The organism is Vibrio splendidus (assembly GCF_002873455.1).
Lineage (GTDB): Bacteria > Pseudomonadota > Gammaproteobacteria > Enterobacterales > Vibrionaceae > Vibrio > Vibrio splendidus_J.
In genome coordinates, this window is the sequence record NZ_MCUN01000014.1 from 83735 (window position 1) to 104506 (window position 20772).

The window sequence follows — 20772 nt, forward strand, 5'->3', positions numbered from 1 at the left end:
TCTAAAATAAATCGCAACAGTAGCTCGTACTTACCTTTACATGAGCCAAGAGTATGATTTCAAGCTCTCTAAGCAGCAGACTAACCTGATGATGGCGTGGAACAAGCAATTCCCTGTCGATAAGTGGGAATGTACTCGTGATGAGCGAATCCATGCTATCCAAGGCAATCACAACCCATTTGTTTTTCCTGCTTGTAAATAACACGACTCAGGCAACCAACATCTCCAATTGCCTCCATCTCAAACAAGAGTTTCAGAATTGCTCCTGAAACTCTTGCTCTACCCTTGTTTTTTCAATTAAAAGCATCCATGTTAAGCAGAGACAAAATACCCAAATGACACTATTTATAGGTTTACCAGCATGAGAATCCCTCGTATCCATCACCCAGAACGCATTCATCAGTTAGGTTCACTCGCTTTAGGCGAAGATGCCGCGGGTCATGTTGGTCGAGTCCTTCGTATGAAAGAAGGTCAAGATGTTCTTCTATTTGATGGCAGTGGCGCTGAATTCCCCGCGACAATTGCTGAAGTATCAAAAAAGAACGTCACAGTTAATGTTACTGAACGTATCGAGCGTAGCAGCGAATCTCCGTTAGACTTACATTTAGGCCAAGTGATTTCACGTGGCGATAAAATGGAATTCACGATTCAGAAATCGGTTGAGCTTGGTGTAAACACCATTACCCCACTGATTTCAGAGCGCTGTGGCGTTAAGCTTGATACTAAACGCTTCGAGAAAAAGCTCGCGCAGTGGCAAAAGATTGCTATCGCAGCATGTGAACAATCTGGTCGCAATACGGTTCCGGTTATTCGCCCAATCATGCAACTTGAAGAGTGGTGCAGCGAACCGAGTGAAGCGTTAAAGCTAAACCTGCATCCTCGCGCAAAATACTCAATTAATACCCTTCCAGAACCCATCAGTAAGGTGCGCCTATTGATCGGTCCTGAAGGCGGACTGTCAGCTGAAGAAATCGGCATGACAGAACAATACAAATTTGAAGAGACGCTACTCGGCCCACGTGTACTTCGTACCGAGACAGCAGCTCTAACCGCAATTACTGCCTTACAAGTCCGTTTTGGCGATCTAGGCTAGGAGAAAAAAATGATCAAACTTGGCATCGTAATGGATCCAATTTCATCCATTAACATCAAAAAAGACTCTAGCTTTGCCATGATGCTTGAAGCTCAGCGTCGTGGTTACGAAATCCATTACATGGAAATGGATGATCTACATTTAGATCAAGGCGTAGCCATTGCTGACACTAAGGTTGTTGAACTAAAAGAAGATCCAAACGGCTGGTACGAGTTCAAATCAGAACAGACTATCGCGCTATCTGATTTAGATGCGGTTCTGATGCGTAAAGATCCTCCGTTTGATACTGAGTACATCTACGCGACTTACATTCTTGAGCGTGCTGAAGAGAACGGTGCACTGATCGTCAACAAGCCACAAAGCCTACGTGACTGTAACGAGAAGTTGTTCACGGCTTGGTTCCCTGAACTGACACCAACCACCATCGTGACTCGTAAAGCTGAAAAGATTAAAGCGTTCCGAGAAGAGCACGGTGACGTGATCCTAAAACCACTTGATGGTATGGGCGGCGCGTCTATCTTCCGAGTGAAAGAAGGCGATCCAAACGTATCAGTGATCATTGAAACACTGACTAACCACGGTCAAAACTACGCAATGGCACAAACCTTTGTTCCAGACATCAGCAATGGTGATAAGCGTATTCTTGTGGTTGACGGTGAACCAATGCCTTACTGTCTAGCGCGTATTCCTGCAAAAGGGGAAACTCGAGGTAACCTTGCTGCTGGCGGTACAGGTGAAGCTCGTCCTCTAAGTGAAACAGACTGGGCTATCGCAAGAGCAGTTGCCCCTGCACTGAAAGAGAAAGGCTTAATCTTTGTTGGGCTTGATGTTATCGGCGACAAGCTGACTGAAATTAACGTAACAAGCCCTACTTGTATCCGTGAAATTGAAGCTGCTTTTGATATTTCGGTAACGGGCAAATTAATGGATGCAATCGAGCGTCGCGTTAACGCTAAATAGCCTAAACTAAAGAAAGCCTTAGCTATTCGAAACACAAAAATATCTAGGCAAAGAACAATGAGCGGCTTTACGCCGCTCTTTTTCCTTTACTGGGAACACACTGGCAGGAGGCTCTATGAATTTAACGAACCACTTTCTGGTCGCTATGCCCGGAATGAAAGACCCATACTTTCAAAATTCGGTGATCTATCTTTGTGAGCACAATGACGAAGGTGCGATGGGTTTGATGATCAACGCTCCTATCGATGTCACTGTTGGCGGTATGCTTAAGCAAGTTGAGGTTGATTCTGAACAGCCGAAACCCAACCAAGCAAGCCTTGATAAGCCAGTACTTAATGGTGGGCCAGTCGCAGAAGATCGTGGGTTTATTTTGCACAAACCCAAAGGCAGTTATCAATCCAGCATCAACATGACGGATCAAATCTCGGTAACAACCTCGAAAGATATTCTAATGGTGTTAGGGACAGAAGATGAACCTATGCATTATCTGGTCGCGCTTGGTTATGCCGGATGGGAACCAGGACAACTGGAAACTGAGCTGACTGAAAATTCATGGCTAACCGTCGAAGCCGATCCAAAGGTTATCTTCAATACGCCTATTTCGGATCGCTGGAAAGTTGCCGTACAAATGTTAGGTATCAATGCGGCTCAGCTTTCAGCAGACGCTGGCCACGCCTAGCTCAAATCAGTATATAAACTCTCAAACACAGATTAATTTGGAAGCCCCATGTCACGAACAATTATGGCATTTGACTACGGTACAAAAAGTATCGGCAGTGCGATAGGACAAGAGATCACAGGTACAGCAAGCCCTTTGAAAGCCTTTAAAGCGAAAGATGGCATCCCAAACTGGGACGACATCGAGAAGCAAATTAAGGAATGGCAGCCGAATCTTATCGTGGTTGGTCTGCCTACCGATCTTCACGGTAAAGACCTAGCAACCATTACACCCAGAGCGAAGAAATTCGCTAACCGTCTTAAGGGACGCTTTGGTGTGGATGTTGAATTGCATGATGAGAGACTTTCTACGACAGAAGCAAGGGCCGACCTTTTTGAAATGGGTGGCTATAAAGCACTAAGCAAAGGCAATGTCGATAACCAGTCTGCAGTCGTCATTTTAGAGAGCTGGTTTGAAGCACAATATTCATAACGAAAAATAAGTGAGCAAAATGTAATCTAACTTGTGATCCCACTCGAATTTCACATCGTAATGTCGATGCAATTCAAAAATAAGAACGTGGGAGTTCACATGAAAATTTTTCTAGCAATCTTCGCCGCTCTAGCAATATCAGCATGTAGTTCTATGGGTGGTGGCTCAGCGGGTTACACTGGCGAACAATATCCGACTAAAATTAAATTAGAAAAAGAACGCGGTTACTCGAACGATAACAACAGCTTTGCAAACCACTAATTTACTCGCTTCACAAAAAACCCGCTTCTAAAGCGGGTTTTTTATTGGTTTTAAGATTAAGCACTAAGCACTGAATCTAGCCCATATCAATCTTAACGCCAGACAAAGCGCCAGTCCCGTAGTCATCATCGCCACGTCTGGTTTTCAACATCAAGCGCAAGTCATTGGCTGAATCTGCACTGTGAAACGCATCCTCTTCGCTAATCTTGCCAGCAACGACTAAATCATACAAAGCTTGGTCAAAGGTCTGCATCCCAATCTCTTTCGATTTCGCCATCGTTGCTTTTAGCTCATGTAACTCACCACGGCGAATCAAGTCAGACACTCTTGGGCTGTTGAGTAGAATCTCAAACACACCATGACGACCGCTGCCATTCTTATCTCGGATTAATTGCTGAGCGACCACACCACGCAAGTTCATCGACAGATCAAACAAGAACTGTTCTTTTTGTTCCTTCGGTACCAAATGGAGAATACGTTCTAACGCTTGGTTAGCGTTATTGGCGTGCAAAGTTGCCATACACAAGTGACCCGTTTCAGCAAAGGTCATCGCGTATTCCATGGTTTCACGGCTACGGATTTCGCCAATCAAGATCATATCAGGTGCTTGACGCAAAGAGTTCTTAAGCGCAACTTCATAACTCTCGGTGTCGAGCCCAACCTCACGTTGAGTCACTATGCACTTTTTATGTTCGTGAACGAATTCAATCGGGTCTTCAACCGTCAAGATATGCCCTGAGCGGTTGGTATTGCGATAGCCTGTCATTGCAGCCATTGAGGTTGATTTACCAGAGCCCGTCGCTCCAACCACCAGCACAAGTCCACGCTTTGCAATTGACAGGTCTTGCAGTACATCAGGAAGCTTTAATTGCTCAAAGGTTGGGATGTTAGTCTCGATACGACGAATGACCGCTCCTGGTAGCTCTCGCTGAAAGAATGCACTCACACGAAAACGACCAAAATCACGCACAATGGCAAAGTTAGCCTCACGCGTTTGCTGATATTCATCACGTCGGTCTTGATCCATCATCGCATCAAGTAATTGAGCAACCTGAGCCGAATTCAGCTTATCTCCTTGAGGTCGCAGTTCACCATCCACACGAAACAGGATTGGAGCATCGACAGTGATATAAAGATCCGAAGCCTTTTGAGAAAGCATCCCCTCAAGAATTTGATTCAATTCCATTTTGTTCACCTTGATTAAAACATTGAGGTTTCAATTTCGATCTTTTTCTCGACCTCTTCTGAATCAACCAAGCCTTGAGCCATCAGCTGCTTCGCATTTTGTTCCATGGTTTGCATACCGTGTGCCGCGCCCGTTTGAATAATCGAATACATCTGCGCGACCTTATCTTCACGGATCAAGTTTCTAATCGCAGGTGTCGCCATCATGATTTCATGACAAGCCACGCGACCGCCACCAACACGCTTTAACAGCTTTTGAGCAATCACCGAACGTAACGATTCAGACAGCATTGAACGCACCATGTCTTTGTCGCTACCCGGGAATACATCGATAATACGGTCGATAGTTTTTGCCGCAGAGCTCGTGTGCAAAGTACCAAACACTAAGTGGCCTGTTTCTGCTGCGGTTAGCGCTAAGCTAATTGTCTCTTGGTCACGAAGCTCGCCAACAAGGATAACGTCTGGGTCTTCACGTAACGCACTGCGCAGCGCAGCTTTGAAGCTGTGAGTGTCGCGGTGCACTTCTCGTTGGTTGATTAGGCATTTGTTGTTGGTGTGAACAAATTCGATCGGGTCTTCAATCGTCAAGATATGCTTATTATGATTACGGTTAACGTAATCTACCATCGCCGCCAAAGTTGTCGACTTACCTGAACCCGTCGGCCCTGTCACCAAGACTAAACCTTTTTCGTAATTAGATATTCTTTCAAAGATCTCAGGAGCCCCTAGCTGTTCAAGGGTAGGAATCTCTACTGGAATGGTACGAAATACAGCAGAGCAACCACGAGATTGATTAAAAGCATTAACACGGAAACGACCAACATTGGGTAATTCAAAAGAGAAGTCGACTTCCAGTTTTTCTTCGAACTCACCACGTTGTGAATCACTCATGATCTCAAAAACCAAACGATGCACATCGGCATGACTCAAAGCTGGTATTCCAAGCTTCCTTACTTCACCATCTATACGTACCATTGGAGATACACCCGCAGAAAGATGTAGATCTGACGCGTTATGCTTTACACTAAAATCTAGTAACTCAGTGATATCCATTTATTTTCCCTTAAGTAAAGTCAGCTATGAGTAGTATTCAACAAAATATCGAACAAATCACCTCACAGATTCGTAGTGCTGAGCAAAAGTGCGGACGAGCTCCAGAGTCCGTGCAACTTTTAGCCGTCAGTAAAACTAAACCTATTGATGCGATTCTAGAAGCCGCACTCGGAGGCCAAGTTGCCTTTGGTGAAAACTATGTTCAAGAAGGTGTCGATAAAGTAAAACACTTTTCAGAACAACATTCTAACCTAAATTTAGAATGGCATTTTATTGGCCCAATTCAATCCAATAAAACCCGCCCTATCGCAGAAAGCTTCCAGTGGGTGCATTCTGTCGATCGCGATAAAATCGCGCAAAGGCTTAATGATCAACGACCAAACGAGCTTCCACCTCTACAAGTACTAATTCAAGTGAACACGAGTGGTGAAGATTCGAAATCAGGAACGTCAGAAGAGACAGTTTTTGCACTCGCAGAGTTGATTTCATCGCTCCCCAACCTCACGTTAAGAGGGTTGATGTCGATTCCTGCAAACGTATCTGACTATCAATCTCAGCTTAATGCATTTTCTAAGCTGGCGGAGCTCAAAGGCAAGCTAGCCGTGAAGTATCCAAACATCGATACCCTTTCGATGGGTATGAGTGGTGATATGGATGCAGCAGTTGAGGCTAGTAGCACAATGGTTCGTATTGGAACGGCTATTTTCGGAGCTCGTGATTACACGAAATAGCCTTAGTAAGTAACTAACGACAAGTACAAGTATTGATACCGCTTCGCTTTAACTGCGCAGCGACACGCTCAGGATTTTATATATGGAACATAAGAACATCGCCTTTATTGGGGCGGGAAATATGGTTCGCTCTATTGTAGCGGGCTTAGTGGCGAGTGGTTACCCAGCGCAAAAGATTACTGCAACAGCACCTTCTGACACCAGAAGGCTGCCGTTAGAGCAAGAATACGGCATCAATACCACCAGCGATAATATTGCCGCAGCAGAGCAAGCAGACGTTGTTGTGTTATCCGTGAAGCCACAAATGATGGCTGATGTATGCAAACCCTTACAAAGCATCGACTTTAGCAACAAACTGGTTATCTCAATTGCAGCGGGTATTAATGCGAATCGACTCAATGAGATGTTAAACTGCCAACTAAATCTTGTACGTGTTATGCCAAACACGCCATCATTGCTTGGTAAGGGGATGAGTGGCCTTTATGCTGATTCAACGGTTAGTCAGAGCGATAAAGAGTTCGCTTCTCAGCTAATGCATGCCGTAGGTGAAGTAAGCTGGGTTGAACAAGAGTCTGGCATCAACAACATCATTGCGGCGGCGGGTAGTGCTCCGGCTTACTTCTTCCTGTTTATGGAAGCGATGCAAGCTGAAGCAATTAACCAAGGTTTTGACCAAGAAACCGCTCGTAAACTAGTGCAGCAGTCTGCATTAGGTGCGGCAGAAATGGTGGTTGCAAATCCAAATACTGAGTTATCTACTCTACGTGAACAGGTGACTTCAAAAGGCGGCACAACCGCGGAAGCACTACGCACGTTTAACGAACATCAACTATCAGACATCGTAGCCAAAGCCATGCAAGCGGCGGTTACTCGAGCTGAAGAGATGGAAAAACTGTTTTAATGCTTTAATGTTTTAATACAAGTTACAGTACAAATGCATTGTGTCGTTCAGGTGATACCTAAGCGGCAAGTAAATCCGAAAAAGGAAACAATATGAATTCGATGAGCTTTCTGATCTCGACCGTTTTTGATCTTTACATCATGGTTGTGATCTTGCGTATCTGGCTACAAGCATCACGTGCAGATTTCTACAACCCGTTCTCACAATTTATCGTAAAAGCGACACAACCGGTTGTTGCCCCACTACGCCGAGTTATTCCATCAATAGGCAGCCTTGACCTTGCGACGGTTGTATTCGCTTATGTGCTGTGTGTACTTAAGTTCGTCGCTCTAAACTTGATTATCTCTGGCGGTGCGGCTGTATTTGATATCAGCTTCCTGATCTTTGGTGCACTATCTCTGCTCAAAGCAGCTGGTGGCTTAATTTTCTGGGTTCTGCTAATCCGTGCAATTCTGAGCTGGGTTAGCCAAGGCCGTAGCCCAATCGAATACGTATTCCACCAATTAACAGAACCAATGCTAGTTCCAATTCGCCGCATCCTTCCTGATATGGGTGGCTTCGACCTAAGTGTGCTGGTTCTGTTCATTGTTCTGCAATTTGCGAACTTCCTAATGGGCGACATGATCGGTCCTATTTGGTATCAGCTATAATTCAAGTACGAACCTCAGGTACTTTGACGATGCCAAAAGCAGTTTGGGCCGAAGAAGACGATATTCTTCTTCGGCTCTATATCCAACCCAAGGCAAGCCGCGATAAAATCGTTGGCTTACACGGAGAGGAACTGAAAATTGCCATTACTGCACCACCGGTTGATGGCAAAGCCAATGCTCATTTAGCGAAATACCTTGCGAAACAATTTAAGGTCGCGAAAGGGCAAATTAAGATAGAAAAAGGAGAGCTCGGTCGGCATAAGCAAGTTCGAATATGCTCACCAAGCCAGATCCCAACTGAAGTCAAAGCCATCCTATGATGGCTTTTTGCTATTTATTGGAGTCATTATGCGTCTATGGATAACAGCACTACTCACCGCTCTGATTGCCCTACCAAGCTCGGCAGGACAGTTTAAAAGTATCAAGGATGTCGAGGTTCATTACTCGGCTTTCAATTCCACGTTTTTAACTGCGCAAGTCGCTAAGCAATATAAGCTGAAACGAAACGGATACTCAGCGATTCTAAATATCAGCGTGCTAGACAACGCTTCTCTCGGCAAGCCTGCAACAACGGCTAAAATTACGGGAACAGCACGAAACCTAGTAGGCAATACTCGTACGCTTAACTTCCGTGAAATAAAGGAAGGTGATGCAATTTATTACCTTGCTGAGTTCCCTATCACTCACGAAGAGAACATCACTTTCACCATCGATATCAATGCTGGTTTGAAAGGGGCTGGACCTCTACGTTTCACACAAAAATTCTATATAGAAGAGTAGTTTCAACGCTCACTTTTCTAGTCATTAACTTATTTAGAGCCACATTCCCATGAGTAAGATTGTTTTAGCAACAGGCAACCAAGGCAAAGTTCGCGAGATGGCAGATATTCTGTCTGAGTTTGGTTTCGACGTTGTCGCGCAAAGTGAATTTAACGTTTCAGAAGTCGCTGAAACGGGAACGACTTTCATTGAAAATGCCATCATCAAAGCTCGCCATGCAGCGAAAGAAACAGGGCTGCCAGCCATTGCTGACGATTCCGGCTTAGAAGTTGATTACCTTAATGGTGCACCCGGTATCTACTCAGCGCGTTACTCAGGTGAAGGGGCGACTGATAAGCAAAACATCGAAAAGCTGTTAGATGCTATGCAAGGTGTCGACGTTGAAAAACGCACAGCTCGTTTTCACTGTGTATTGGTGCTAATGCGTCACGAAAACGATCCGACTCCATTAGTATGTCACGGTAAATGGGAAGGTCGCATTCTGACTGAAGAACACGGTGAGAATGGCTTTGGCTACGATCCTGTATTCTTTGTACCAGAAGATAACTGCGCCTCAGCAGAGCTTGAATCGTCACGTAAGAAGCAACTGTCACACCGTGGTAAAGCCCTCGCGTCATTATTCAAGACTCTCAAGGAGCAAGCTCTGTAATGCACAATGCAGCGCTAATACCACCCGCACTCAGCCTCTATGTCCACATCCCATGGTGTGTACAAAAGTGTCCGTATTGTGATTTTAACTCTCATGCTTTAAAAGCCGAGATTCCTGAAAAAGAGTATATAGATGCTCTGCTTGAGGATCTCGATACTGATATCGAAAAATACCAACTCAATGGCGCACCTCGCCCATTGCATTCGATCTTTATTGGTGGCGGAACTCCAAGCCTATTTTCTCCAGAAGGGATAGGCCGATTACTACAAGGAATTGAACAACGCATCCCGTTCAAACCTGAAATAGAAATCACCATGGAAGCCAACCCTGGCACCATTGAAGCTGAACGTTTCGCAGGGTACCAAAGGGCTGGCATTACTCGAATCTCGGTGGGTGTACAAAGTTTTGAGCAAGAGAAACTGGAAAGGCTTGGGCGTATTCACGGTCAAGATGAAGCGGTCAACGCAGCTCACTTAGCGCATAAAATCGGATTGAACAGCTTCAACCTAGATCTAATGCACGGCTTACCCGATCAAAGCATTGATCAGGCCTTGGCTGATTTGGACAAAGCGATCGAGCTCGACCCTCCACATTTGTCTTGGTATCAACTAACAATAGAACCTAACACCATGTTCTATTACAAAACGCCAAAGCTGCCTGACGATGATGACCTTTGGGATATCTTCGATTTAGGCCATAAGAAGCTCGCAGACGCAGGTTATGTACAGTACGAAATTTCAGGCTACAGCAAGCCGGGATATCAGTGTCAGCATAATCTCAACTACTGGCGCTTTGGTGACTACCTAGGTATTGGCTGTGGCTCTCATGGCAAGCTGAGCTTTGCAGATGGACGTATTGTTCGCACCACTAAGGTTAAACACCCTAGAGGCTACCTAGCCGCGTATCAGAATCTGGTGAAGCCCTATCTGTCGGATGAACTTGAAGTACCTAATGACGACCGCCCTTTCGAGTTCTTCATGAACCGCTTCAGGCTAATGGAAGCGTGTCCAAAACAAGACTTCATTGATACGACTGGGCTTGATTTTGACTCTATTCAAGAAACTATTGAATGGGCAAAAGAGCTAGGCTACTTGAATGAAACCGACACTCATTGGCAGATCACTGAAAAAGGAAAACTCTTCTTAAACGATTTACTTGAAGCCTTTATGGCAGAAGAAGACGAATAGTTCGAGATTCGAGATTCGAGATTCGAGATTCGAGATTCGAGATTCGAGATTCGAGAAGTATTGCGTAAGGGTTGGCTTTAGGGTCAACCCTTTTTATTGTAAGAATCTTTCTCGAAGCGAAGCGCTCTATAGGACGAAGTCCGTGCTCGCATCTCGCATCTTTCTTCTAAAAAATAGAACGACCAATACGCTCAGAGAGCAATTCTAAAGCCTGAGTTCCCGCCAGTGAATTACCCGATGCGTCCAGTTCCGGAGACCACACCGCGATCGTCATTTCGCCAGGAACAATCGCAATAATCCCACCACCGACACCAGATTTCCCGGGCATACCAACACGATAAGCAAACTCTCCCGCTCCATCGTACAAACCACATGTCGCAAGCAAAGCATTCAGCTGTTTGGTTTGAACTGGCGTGATGATCTCTTTCTTAGTCTGAACCGACACGCCTTTGTTTGCCAAATAGCTAAAGGTCTTCGCCAAGTCAACACAGGTCATTTTAAGCGCACAAGCATGAAAGTAATTGTTGAGCACAGGAATAACATCGTTCTCAAAATTACCAAATGAACGCATCAAATAAGCGATAGCAGCATTACGATCGCTGTGCATCATCTCAGAAGCCGCCACAACCTTGTCATACACAATATGAGTATCACCTGATAGCTGACGGACAAATTCTAATAAACGGTGTCTTGGTGCTGATAGGCGGCTTTGTAATAAATCGGCAACGACAATCGCGCCAGCATTAATAAACGGATTACGAGGAATGCCGTGCTCCATCTCAAGCTGAATCATCGAGTTAAAGGCTTGCCCTGAAGGCTCCTTTCCTACTCGCTGCCATATCTCTTCAGGCTTATACAACACCATCGCCAACGTCAGGCTTAAAGCCTTCGAGATAGATTGCACTGAGAATGCTTCATCAGCATCACCAGCTTGAATAACTTCACCTTCATTGGTGTATACCGCAATCGCCAGTTTCTGGTTCGATACGCGAGCTAATGCAGGAATATAGTCAGCGACCTTTCCCTGACCAATTAAGGGACGAACTTCGTCTAAAATCTCGGCTAAAATAGCTTGAGTTGGTTTCATGTGAGCTTACTTCTTATTGTTATTTTTGTAGGGGTGTGACATTCAGTTTTGTCCTTAAACCTTTATCGCAATAAAAGCCTAAGGACAAAAAAGCCAACATTACAATAATGTTGGCTTTTATCAATCCCATAAAATGTAAGGTTAAGATCTTAATCCGATCTCACCTTCATTTTTTATTCAGAATTACTTAGTACGCTTGTACTTGATATCCCAAACACCATGACCTAAACGGTGGCCACGAGCTTCAAATTTCGTTAGTGGGCGCTCGTCTGGACGAGGAATGTAATCCCCATCTTCAGCGATATTCTTGAAGCCTGGAGCGACGTTCATCACTTCAATCATATGTTCTGCGTAGTTTTCCCAGTCTGTTGCCACGTGGAAAATACCAGTATCAAGTTGCAGCTTACCGCGAACCATCTCTGCAAACTCAGCTTTAACAATACGACGTTTGTGGTGACGAGCTTTATGCCATGGGTCAGGGAAGAACAGTTGCAGTGTATGCAGGCTGCTGTCTGGGATCATGTGTTCAAATACTTCTACTGCATCGTGACACATTACACGCAGGTTAGTTACGCCAGCATCGCGAGCTGTACCTAAACACGCACCAACACCTGGGCTATGAACTTCAATACCTAAGAAGTTTTTCTCAGGTGCATTCTTTGCCATTTCAACCAGTGATGCACCCATACCGAAGCCAATTTCTAGTACAACAGGGTTGTCGTTGCCAAACACTTCTTTCCAATTAAGAAGTTCTGGGTTGTAGTCGATACCCATTGTTGGCCAACATTCGTTCATCGCGTTTTCTTGGCCTTTTGTTAAGCGGCCTTCGCGGCGAACAAAACTACGGATCTTACGAACCAGTTTGCCGTCTTCAGTATATTCGTTAGTGGTCACTTCACTCATTGATTTTTGCCTGCACATTGATTAATCAAAGCGGGGATTATCCAAAGAATTGCCTCCGGTGCAAGTCTTTCCGTGGATAAATTCCCACACAATTTGTCTGTTTTACATCCAACCGTAAGTGTGGTGCAATTTCACTCCTAATAATAGCAAAGCATAGAGCATGTCGTGACTCCTTTCGCAACCGCCATATTAAAGTGGTATGACGCCTTTGGGCGCAAAGAATTACCTTGGCAACAAAACAAAACCGCCTACACCGTTTGGCTATCTGAAATCATGCTTCAGCAGACTCAAGTCGCCACGGTGATTCCATACTACCAGCGCTTTTTAGAACGCTTTCCAACGGTTATTGACCTAGCGAACGCCGAACAAGATGAGGTGCTGCACCTATGGACAGGGCTTGGCTATTACGCGCGAGCTCGTAACTTACATAAGGCTGCCAAGATTGTTGCCGAGCAATACGGTGGTGAATTTCCGCTTTCTATCGAAGAAATGAACGCGCTACCGGGTATTGGACGCTCTACTGCCGCTGCAGTGCTGTCCTCTGTGCATAAACTCCCTCATGCGATTCTTGATGGCAACGTCAAGCGCACCTTGGCGAGAAGCTTTGCAGTAGAAGGTTGGCCTGGGCAAAAGAAAGTCGAGAACCAGCTTTGGGAACACGCAGAAGCACACACTCCCAATCAAGATGTTGATAAGTACAATCAAGCTATGATGGATATGGGGGCGATGGTTTGTACTCGTAGCAAGCCCAAATGTACGTTGTGCCCGATTGAAAGCATGTGCGAAGCTAAGAAACTCGATAAACAGCTCGATTTCCCTGGCAAGAAGCCTAAGAAAGAAAAACCGATAAAAGAAACATGGTTTGTGATTCTGTACCACGACAATCAAGTGTGGCTCGAACAACGCCCTCAATCTGGTATCTGGGGAGGACTATTCTGTTTCCCTCAAAATGAAAACGCAGAGATCAAACATCAGTTAGATCTTCGTTCGGTCAAAGACAATGAAACCGATTCGATCAAGACCATGATTGCGTTTCGACATACTTTCAGCCACTACCACTTAGATATCACACCTGTATTAGTAAAATTAGATAAACAACCAGATTTGATAATGGAAGGGACTAAAGGTCTCTGGTATAACTTATCAAAACCGGAAGAAATTGGCCTAGCCGCTCCTGTAAAGCAGCTTATTGAGAGCCTACCCTTTGAACTGAACGACGACGTTTGAATCAACGAACGCGATAAGAGGAACCACTATGAGCCGCACTGTATTTTGTGCTCGCCTTCAAAAAGATGCTGAAGGCCTAGATTTTCAACTTTACCCAGGTGACTTAGGTAAGCGTATCTTTGACAACGTGTCTAAAGAAGCTTGGGGACAATGGCAAAGCAAGCAAACTATGCTTATCAATGAAAAGAAGCTAAACATGATGGATCCTGAGCATCGTAAACTTCTTGAAACTGAGATGGTTAACTTCCTTTTCGAAGGTAAAGATGTCGTTATTGATGGCTACACTCCACCAAGCGAATAAGACATTTATTTAAGCAAATTTTAATGACATCATGGTTAACGCTGCGATGTCATTTTTGTATGAGGAACTATGAAAAAGCTAAGTTACTTCCTAACAGCCTTGTTGTTAACTGGGTGCAGTCGTGAATTTGTCGAAAGCATTTATGATGTTAATTACGAACCAACCAACCGATTTGTAAGTAATTTAGCGGAGCTACCCGGTCAATTTGAAAAAGACACTGGGGCGTTAGATTCTTTAATTAATAGCTTTTCTGGCAATATCCAAAAACGTTGGGGCAGCAGTGAAGTAAAGATGGCGGGTAAGAGTAACTATGTGAAATACATAGATAATTACTTGAGCCGTTCAGAAGTAAACTTTAGCCAAGGTCTAATCACAGTTGAAACCGTATCCTCAACTGATCCTAAAAAGCACCTCAAAAATGCAATAATGACGACACTGTTAACGCCAGATGATCCTGCGAATGTCGATCTATTCTCTTCCAAAAGCATCAAGTTAGAAGGTCAACCTTTCCTCTATAACCAAGTCGTTGATCAGGATAAGAAGCCTATCCAATGGACATGGCGTGCTAACAAATTTGCTGATTACCTGATCGCCAATAATCTAAAAACCAAGGAAGTCGACTTTAAAAAAGCGTATTACGTCGAAATTCCAATGGTGGCCGATCACGCCAGCAAACGAAGCTATAAGTACGCCGATATCGTTCGTCGCGCATCTCAACGTTATGACATTCCTGAAGACTTGATTTACGCAATCATCAAAACAGAAAGCAGTTTCAATCCATACGCCGTGAGCTGGGCGAATGCTTATGGTCTTATGCAGGTGGTCCCAAAAACGGCAGGCCGAGATGTCTTTAAACTCGTCAAAAAGAAACCTGGAGAGCCTAGTCCTGAGTACTTATTCAATCCAGAAAACAACATAGATGCTGGCACTGCGTACTTTTACATCCTTAAAAATCGTTATTTGAAGGACGTGCAACACCCAACCACACTTGAATACAGCATGATCTCAGCATACAACGGTGGCACTGGTGGGGTACTCAATACCTTCAGCAAGGACAGAAAGCGGGCAATGCGTGACCTAAACTCATTGCAACCTAGTCAAGCGTACTGGGCACTGACAAAGAAACACCCAAACAAAGAGTCGCGTCGATACTTAGAAAAAGTAACAAAATTCAAGAAAGATTTTAACCAAGGTAAAACGTAAGCCTCACTTTTGAATAAAAAAACAACTAACGAACGTTTTTTTTAATTATTTTCAAAAAAGGTGTTGACGGTTATGCAGAAAATCCGTTTAATAGCGCTCCGTTGCCCGGATAGCTCAGTCGGTAGAGCAGAGGATTGAAAATCCTCGTGTCGGTGGTTCGATTCCGCCTCCGGGCACCACAATTTGATTTGTTGGTGTCATTACTCTTTAACAGGGAGTAGCAACACGAACAAAAGCATAAAGAATTTAGTGTGCCGACTTAGCTCAGTAGGTAGAGCAACTGACTTGTAATCAGTAGGTCACCAGTTCGACTCCGGTAGTCGGCACCATTCTTTTGCCTCGATAGCTCAGTCGGTAGAGCAGCGGATTGAAAATCCGCGTGTCGGTGGTTCGATTCCGCCTCGAGGCACCATTATTTGGTACTTAACAAATAATGGTCTTTATAGACCTGATGTTAAGACAAGTAATTCCCCTTTAGTTCAGTTGGTAGAACGGCGGACTGTTAATCCGTATGTCGCAAGTTCAAGTCTTGCAAGGGGAGCCACATTCAAGAAAGCCAAGTCGAAAGACTTGGCTTTTTTTTGTTTGAGCAAAAGCTAACTCTATTCAGTATTGCCGCCAACTCAACATCAAGCCCTGATCACGCCCATAAAGTTAAAGCATCCCCTTTCCTATCTCGACAGTATCCATCCTTGAATTCGTTCAAACCCTCTCGATACAAACTAAACCACCTCTGAAATTAAGCACCTTTAGCCGCGTATCGTCACATAAAAACAAACAGAATGACGGCCTGTTACTTTTTTTGCTTCGTAAATTTAATCTTCATCATGTTTTGATATCTTTCTGATATCTGCCCTACACGACTTAGATTAAGATTCGATGAATTATATCTAATACTAATTATTGAATCGCTACGCAGGAAAATATGAAATTAAAAACGCAAGCTTACTTATTATCGGGCATCATCTTGATCGCTCTGCTGGCGCTAACTGCTACTGGTTTATGGACCTTGAGAGTCGCTAGTAACATGGACAACAAAGCTCGTGTGACAGAGCTATTTAAGAGCGCATACAGCATTCTTACTGAAGTCGAAAAAATGGCTATTGATGGCACTCTAGAAGAACAACAGGCTAAACAACTTGCTACTCGCCTACTGCGTAACAACATCTATAAAGACAATGAATACGTTTATGTTGCAGATGAAAACATGACATTTGTTGCGACACCTCTGGATCCACAACTACACGGAACCAGCTTTAATGATTTTAAAGACGGTGATGGAAATAGCGTTGGCCAACTCATCCAACGAGTACTTGGCAATCGCACTGGCCAGATCATTGAATACACCTGGACACAAAAGCTTCCAGACGGAACGATTGAAGAAAAACTGTCTATTGCAGAGAAGACCCCGCATTGGGGTTGGGTTGTCGGCACAGGTATCGGCTTCAATGAAGTCAATGCACGTTTCTGGTCAACGGCTCAATGGCAATTATTTCTATGTGTCGTGATTGCTGGCCTTATTTTATCAAGCCTAATCGTATCTATTAAGCGAATGCTAGCGCTTCTTGGCGGCGAGCCTAAAGATGTAAGAGAAGCGGTACAAGCCGTAGCAGAAGGCCGCATTCAAACCTCTTTTGAAACTCAGGCAATAAACGGCAGTATTTATCACGCCGTACAACAAATGAGTAAGTCGTTAGCCGAGCTAGTCTCAAACCTTAATGCATCAATGCTGGCATTAAGAGGTGAGTTACAGCGCGTGGAAGATCGTGCAGGTTCCATAGCTCAGCTGACCGAGACTCAGCAACAGTCGACTGAGATGATCGCGACAGCTATGACGGAAATGGCCTCTTCAGCCAACAACGTTGCTGATTCAGCTGGCGATACTGCGCGTAATACTGACGAAGCTGATAAACAGAGCCAACATACTCAGCGCCTAATTCACAACACAGTAGATAACATTCAAGGTCTGGCAGGCCAACTCGGCACAGCAAGTGAAGCCGTCGCTAACTTAGACAGTGATGTACATAACATCGTTAAGGTCTTAGACGTCATCGGTGATATTGCAGAACAAACTAACCTTCTAGCACTGAATGCGGCAATTGAAGCGGCGCGTGCTGGTGAACAAGGTCGCGGATTTGCCGTTGTAGCAGATGAAGTTCGCAACCTTGCGGGTCGAACACAGTCAAGCACCAAAGAAATCCAGCTAATGATCAATAACCTTCAAGAAGGCTCTCGTAACGCGATAAAAACTATGGAAGTATGTGCGACTACCAGTGAAAGCACCGTAACAGAGTCCCAGAATGCCTCTGAAGCATTACAACAGATAGTTGTGGCGTTAGAGTCTATTTCATCAATGAGTCATCAAATCGCGACAGCCGCCGCTGAACAGACTCAGGTGAGTGATGATATTTCGAAGCGTATCAATATGATCGAAGAAAGTGGCAACCAACTGAGTAATGTAGTGACAGAAAGTCATAACAGCACTCAAACACTCGCCTCTCTTTCTAATGAATTAGAAGCTTGGGTTAATAGGTTTGAAGTAAAACACTAAACTCTCAGCAAAATTCTTAAATATAAAAGCACGTTTTCATACGTGCTTTTTTTATTTCGACGCCCATTCAGTGTAGTTAACCGTACTTTCACTATCTTTTAGAGCATGCTAGACCTAGGTTTTTTGCCCCAAATGAACAAAAACAACCCACTAAGTATAGAAAAACATCAAACAATACTTTTTTTGCAATTTAATGTTGACCCAGAACGCGAAAACACGTTTAATACACCTCGTCGCCCGGATAGCTCAGTCGGTAGAGCAGAGGATTGAAAATCCTCGTGTCGGTGGTTCGATTCCGCCTCCGGGCACCACAATTTATTTGTTGGTGTCCTAGACAACAACAGTAAAGCACAAAGAAATATTATGTGCCGACTTAGCTCAGTAGGTAGAGCAACTGACTTGTAATCAGTAGGTCACCAGTTCGACTCCGGTAGTCGGCACCATTTCTTTAAAGCTTTAAGAATAATTCCCCTTTAGTTCAGTTGGTAGAACGGCGGACTGTTAATCCGTATGTCGCAAGTTCAAGTCTTGCAAGGGGAGCCAAGTTAATCATCAAGCATAAGCTTTTTGATTCATGATGCCGACTTAGCTCAGTAGGTAGAGCAACTGACTTGTAATCAGTAGGTCACCAGTTCGATTCCGGTAGTCGGCACCATTCTCTTGATTAGAGACTAAACAATCAATTCCCCTTTAGTTCAGTTGGTAGAACGGCGGACTGTTAATCCGTATGTCGCAAGTTCAAGTCTTGCAAGGGGAGCCAATTAGAAAAGGCCGCATCATTGATGCGGCCTTTTTGCATTTAAAGATCCGAATTTCTCCATGCAAGTACGTTCCCCTCTCTAATCCTTTTTCGATTCAGTAACTAACAGTTTGATACTCTTACAAAACTACCAAGCTTCATTTTTAATTCGCTTTGAATCCCTAGCCTAGCAACAGCAACACATTTAAATAAGAGTCACTCATAATATACTTACCATTTATGTCATTGATGAAGATCTCGGCTGAGCAAATCAACGACTAAGTCTGGAAACAAGACAACTTAATAAAGAATCAAATAAGCTCTAGAAAGGCTCTGTTGGCTGCTTAAGTTGAAGTGCCATACGATTCACTCTTTATCGAAACTATCCACCACGATAGCTCCCATAGACGCTGGCATGGAAATAACGATAACCCTTTTGATAGATACAATTGGGTCGCTTAATAAAGGGAGTTTATCCAAACAAGTTAGCACTAAAGCAACGACCATTGCTGTCATGACGTAAGCAATAACTATTCTGAAAATAAACACCGGCAACCGAGCGACAATATCTTTCTGAAATACACTCTCATACGTGTAAAAACCCAGGAATACAGCAGACAATAGAAACAACAGCAGCAAGTTAGTTGTAGGTAAAGTCTCCCCTAACTTCCACGCCTCTTCAGAAAAAGAAATTGGTACGGCCAAAGCAAAAGATCCTACAAAGATCTGGCTGGCATCTTCAAAGTTAAAGCTTAATTTCATAGAGCTACCTTTAAGACTTTAGGGCTTAATCGGTTTATCGAACCAATCCCAAAACTATCAGTTCATAATCTTGAGTAATTTGGGCTACCAACTAACAAAGATAACTTTGCGTAACCTTATACTAGTCGCCTTTACCAACACACAACTTAAACTAGTAAGCAATAAATCAAATGACTCACAGGCAAAGACGTGTATCGATTCATCCTCCAAGCTAGGATACGGGAGATGTTCTATCTATTTAATTGATCGAACATTGTCATTTCAAATCTCAGCTATTCTAATGATTAACTGCAAACCAACAAATTGCTAGTCACTTAAATGCTATATCTGGAATTGGTAGCCTTTACTAAGCAAATGAAACAAGGCGCTCAAATACGCTTCAAAATGGCTTTAGGGTTAATGCATACTAGGAGTCGTTATTAATATCGACAAGCTATACCACGCTCTAAATAGGTTTCTAACGCACAGCGAGAGCCTTATCTTCATCAAAGAATTCCGACCGAAAGGATAGTCGAGTTCGTAGACAAGCACATTGCCAATATTAAAGAGCAATAGTAATAACCTAACTGAAGTCATGATGGCACAACCCAAACGAAACTGGGCATTCCCTCTATCAATAGATCTCATATAGCGGTAGACAGTTAGGGATACTGTATATGAGCCTGCACGACTTGATTTACCAAGGGACAACCCCCTATAACTCCACACTTTCGATTACGATCCCTTAATAAGTTAAGTAACTAATTATATAGACAGTTAAAACATATCTAAGTCATTCTCGATTAGAATCGTAAGAAAGCCCAGCTGTTGATAACAGAGCTTCCCCCATAAGTACCTAGATATGAGGCATTGCAAGCTATTGGGATTGCAGGTCGCACTGAGAAACCTTATTCAAGTAAAGGGCAAGTTTAGTCTGCAAAGGCTGATTTTATGAGAGGGGCTGAAATGACCCAGATTGCATGGCCGCTCAATGAGCTAGGCTCACTTTCAAAATGTAGAAAGCCTCACTATTTCTAAAAAAGCGTTTTGAACAGTGATTAAATTTCTGGGAAGCCTTTAGTTTAACCCCAAATATAATACTGGAAACGTCGTAAGACTAGGCTTTCTGATAACTGATGAAACGGTCGTCGTTATGAACTTCGGGCAGCCCCTTTGCGAGACTCGTCGTTCGAAGGGAAAATACAATTATTTAGATGTAAAAAAGCCCCGCTATTTCTAGCGAGGCTTCTAAATAAGTGGCGGAGTGGACGGGACTCGAACCCGCGACCCCCGGCGTGACAGGCCGGTATTCTAACCAACTGAACTACCACTCCGCAGTGTCTATTCAGCATAATGCAATTTAAGCCTGACGATGTCCTACTCTCACATGGGGAAACCCCACACTACCATCGGCGCTATT

Annotated in this window: 21 protein-coding genes, 10 tRNA genes, 1 rRNA gene and 1 pseudogene (1 of these 33 running past the window's edge); 26 read left to right on the top strand and 7 right to left on the bottom strand. The window is 44.0% G+C overall.

The window, feature by feature from the left end:
- Positions 1 to 16: 16 nt before the first annotated feature.
- From BCU75_RS14785 to BCU75_RS24445, 6 genes and pseudogenes are all read left to right on the top strand, one after another.
- Positions 17 to 202: pseudogene (locus BCU75_RS14785) on the top strand (endonuclease); the annotation flags it as partial.
- A 159-nt stretch (positions 203 to 361) separates the two neighbouring features.
- Positions 362 to 1093: a 16S rRNA (uracil(1498)-N(3))-methyltransferase gene (gene rsmE / locus BCU75_RS14790; RefSeq protein WP_017077778.1), complete on the top strand. Its 732-nt coding sequence runs from the start codon at positions 362 to 364 to the stop codon at positions 1091 to 1093.
- Positions 1094 to 1102: 9 nt separating this feature from the next.
- Positions 1103 to 2053, top strand: a complete 951-nt coding sequence (gene gshB, locus BCU75_RS14795; RefSeq protein ID WP_004735482.1) for a glutathione synthase — start codon at positions 1103 to 1105, stop codon at positions 2051 to 2053.
- A gap of 115 nt (positions 2054 to 2168) precedes the next feature.
- Complete coding sequence (locus tag BCU75_RS14800) at positions 2169 to 2732, top strand: YqgE/AlgH family protein (RefSeq protein ID WP_102279318.1); 564 nt, start codon at positions 2169 to 2171, stop codon at positions 2730 to 2732.
- 48 nt (positions 2733 to 2780) lie between these two features.
- Entirely contained in the window at positions 2781 to 3203 is a 423-nt protein-coding gene (gene ruvX, locus BCU75_RS14805; RefSeq protein ID WP_017062240.1) for a Holliday junction resolvase RuvX, read from the top strand.
- Between the two features lie 99 nt (positions 3204 to 3302).
- A complete protein-coding gene (locus BCU75_RS24445; protein WP_170960663.1) occupies positions 3303 to 3464 on the top strand; it encodes a hypothetical protein in 162 nt (53 codons plus the stop codon).
- A gap of 76 nt (positions 3465 to 3540) precedes the next feature.
- Here BCU75_RS24445 and BCU75_RS14810 read toward each other — a convergent pair whose 3' ends face one another.
- Together BCU75_RS14810 and BCU75_RS14815 are read right to left on the bottom strand one after the other, a co-directional pair.
- Positions 3541 to 4650, bottom strand: coding sequence for a PilT/PilU family type 4a pilus ATPase (locus BCU75_RS14810; RefSeq protein WP_102279316.1), 1110 nt, complete (start codon positions 4648 to 4650; stop codon positions 3541 to 3543).
- 14 nt (positions 4651 to 4664) lie between these two features.
- On the bottom strand, positions 4665 to 5702 hold the full coding sequence (locus tag BCU75_RS14815) for a type IV pilus twitching motility protein PilT (RefSeq protein ID WP_004735478.1): 1038 nt from the start codon (positions 5700 to 5702) through the stop codon (positions 4665 to 4667).
- 26 nt (positions 5703 to 5728) lie between these two features.
- On the opposite strand from BCU75_RS14815, the gene BCU75_RS14820 reads away from it, so the two are divergent.
- The 7 genes from BCU75_RS14820 (at position 5729) to hemW (ending at position 10600) form a co-directional block, all read left to right on the top strand.
- Entirely contained in the window at positions 5729 to 6433 is a 705-nt protein-coding gene (locus tag BCU75_RS14820) for a YggS family pyridoxal phosphate-dependent enzyme (protein ID WP_102353374.1), read from the top strand.
- Positions 6434 to 6515: 82 nt separating this feature from the next.
- On the top strand, positions 6516 to 7334 hold the full coding sequence (proC, locus tag BCU75_RS14825; RefSeq protein WP_102474315.1) for a pyrroline-5-carboxylate reductase: 819 nt from the start codon (positions 6516 to 6518) through the stop codon (positions 7332 to 7334).
- A gap of 92 nt (positions 7335 to 7426) precedes the next feature.
- On the top strand, positions 7427 to 7984 hold the full coding sequence (locus BCU75_RS14830; RefSeq protein WP_017067798.1) for a YggT family protein: 558 nt from the start codon (positions 7427 to 7429) through the stop codon (positions 7982 to 7984).
- A 29-nt stretch (positions 7985 to 8013) separates the two neighbouring features.
- Positions 8014 to 8304 carry a DUF167 family protein YggU gene (yggU, locus tag BCU75_RS14835; RefSeq protein WP_009847703.1) on the top strand — a complete coding sequence of 97 codons (291 nt, stop codon included), beginning with the start codon at positions 8014 to 8016 and terminating at the stop codon, positions 8302 to 8304.
- A 28-nt stretch (positions 8305 to 8332) separates the two neighbouring features.
- Positions 8333 to 8764: a DUF4426 domain-containing protein gene (locus BCU75_RS14840; RefSeq protein WP_102474316.1), complete on the top strand. Its 432-nt coding sequence runs from the start codon at positions 8333 to 8335 to the stop codon at positions 8762 to 8764.
- A 49-nt stretch (positions 8765 to 8813) separates the two neighbouring features.
- A complete protein-coding gene (locus BCU75_RS14845; RefSeq protein ID WP_017080776.1) occupies positions 8814 to 9413 on the top strand; it encodes an XTP/dITP diphosphatase in 600 nt (199 codons plus the stop codon).
- Positions 9413 to 10600, top strand: coding sequence for a radical SAM family heme chaperone HemW (hemW, locus tag BCU75_RS14850; protein ID WP_102353372.1), 1188 nt, complete (start codon positions 9413 to 9415; stop codon positions 10598 to 10600). Before BCU75_RS14845 ends, hemW begins: the two co-directional genes overlap by 1 nt.
- A gap of 166 nt (positions 10601 to 10766) precedes the next feature.
- On the opposite strand, the gene glsB is transcribed toward hemW, so the two are convergent.
- A complete protein-coding gene (gene glsB, locus BCU75_RS14855; RefSeq protein ID WP_009847707.1) occupies positions 10767 to 11687 on the bottom strand; it encodes a glutaminase B in 921 nt (306 codons plus the stop codon).
- Positions 11688 to 11870: 183 nt separating this feature from the next.
- The gene (gene trmB / locus BCU75_RS14860; RefSeq protein ID WP_102474317.1) at positions 11871 to 12590 is read right to left on the bottom strand and encodes a tRNA (guanosine(46)-N7)-methyltransferase TrmB; all 720 of its coding nucleotides are present in this window, start codon (positions 12588 to 12590) and stop codon (positions 11871 to 11873) included.
- A gap of 165 nt (positions 12591 to 12755) precedes the next feature.
- Here trmB and mutY point away from each other — a divergent pair, with 165 nt between their 5' ends.
- The 13 genes from mutY to BCU75_RS14925 all read left to right on the top strand — a co-directional run bounded on the left by mutY (position 12756) and on the right by BCU75_RS14925 (position 18632).
- Positions 12756 to 13817: an A/G-specific adenine glycosylase gene (mutY, locus tag BCU75_RS14865; RefSeq protein WP_102353371.1), complete on the top strand. Its 1062-nt coding sequence runs from the start codon at positions 12756 to 12758 to the stop codon at positions 13815 to 13817.
- Positions 13818 to 13845: 28 nt separating this feature from the next.
- Positions 13846 to 14118, top strand: coding sequence for an oxidative damage protection protein (locus BCU75_RS14870; RefSeq protein WP_010435637.1), 273 nt, complete (start codon positions 13846 to 13848; stop codon positions 14116 to 14118).
- A 69-nt stretch (positions 14119 to 14187) separates the two neighbouring features.
- A complete protein-coding gene (gene mltC, locus BCU75_RS14875; RefSeq protein WP_065102928.1) occupies positions 14188 to 15321 on the top strand; it encodes a membrane-bound lytic murein transglycosylase MltC in 1134 nt (377 codons plus the stop codon).
- Positions 15322 to 15424: 103 nt separating this feature from the next.
- Positions 15425 to 15500, top strand: a tRNA-Phe gene (locus BCU75_RS14880).
- A 74-nt stretch (positions 15501 to 15574) separates the two neighbouring features.
- Positions 15575 to 15650 (top strand) — tRNA-Thr (locus BCU75_RS14885).
- Between the two features lie 7 nt (positions 15651 to 15657).
- Positions 15658 to 15733: transfer RNA gene (locus BCU75_RS14890), tRNA-Phe, on the top strand.
- Positions 15734 to 15789: 56 nt separating this feature from the next.
- Positions 15790 to 15865 (top strand) — tRNA-Asn (locus BCU75_RS14895).
- A 381-nt stretch (positions 15866 to 16246) separates the two neighbouring features.
- A complete protein-coding gene (locus BCU75_RS14900; RefSeq protein WP_076672340.1) occupies positions 16247 to 17872 on the top strand; it encodes a methyl-accepting chemotaxis protein in 1626 nt (541 codons plus the stop codon).
- A 235-nt stretch (positions 17873 to 18107) separates the two neighbouring features.
- Positions 18108 to 18183, top strand: a tRNA-Phe gene (locus BCU75_RS14905).
- Positions 18184 to 18239: 56 nt separating this feature from the next.
- Positions 18240 to 18315 (top strand) — tRNA-Thr (locus BCU75_RS14910).
- 24 nt (positions 18316 to 18339) lie between these two features.
- A tRNA-Asn gene (locus BCU75_RS14915) sits at positions 18340 to 18415 on the top strand.
- 36 nt (positions 18416 to 18451) lie between these two features.
- Positions 18452 to 18527: transfer RNA gene (locus BCU75_RS14920), tRNA-Thr, on the top strand.
- A gap of 29 nt (positions 18528 to 18556) precedes the next feature.
- Positions 18557 to 18632, top strand: a tRNA-Asn gene (locus tag BCU75_RS14925).
- A 345-nt stretch (positions 18633 to 18977) separates the two neighbouring features.
- Here the strand turns inward: BCU75_RS14925 and BCU75_RS14930 are convergent.
- The 3 genes from BCU75_RS14930 to rrf all read right to left on the bottom strand — a co-directional run.
- Entirely contained in the window at positions 18978 to 19373 is a 396-nt protein-coding gene (locus tag BCU75_RS14930; protein ID WP_102353152.1) for a DUF2391 family protein, read from the bottom strand.
- A gap of 1236 nt (positions 19374 to 20609) precedes the next feature.
- A tRNA-Asp gene (locus tag BCU75_RS14935) sits at positions 20610 to 20686 on the bottom strand.
- 30 nt (positions 20687 to 20716) lie between these two features.
- Positions 20717 to 20772 (bottom strand): 5S ribosomal RNA (gene rrf / locus BCU75_RS14940); it runs 89 nt beyond the window's last position.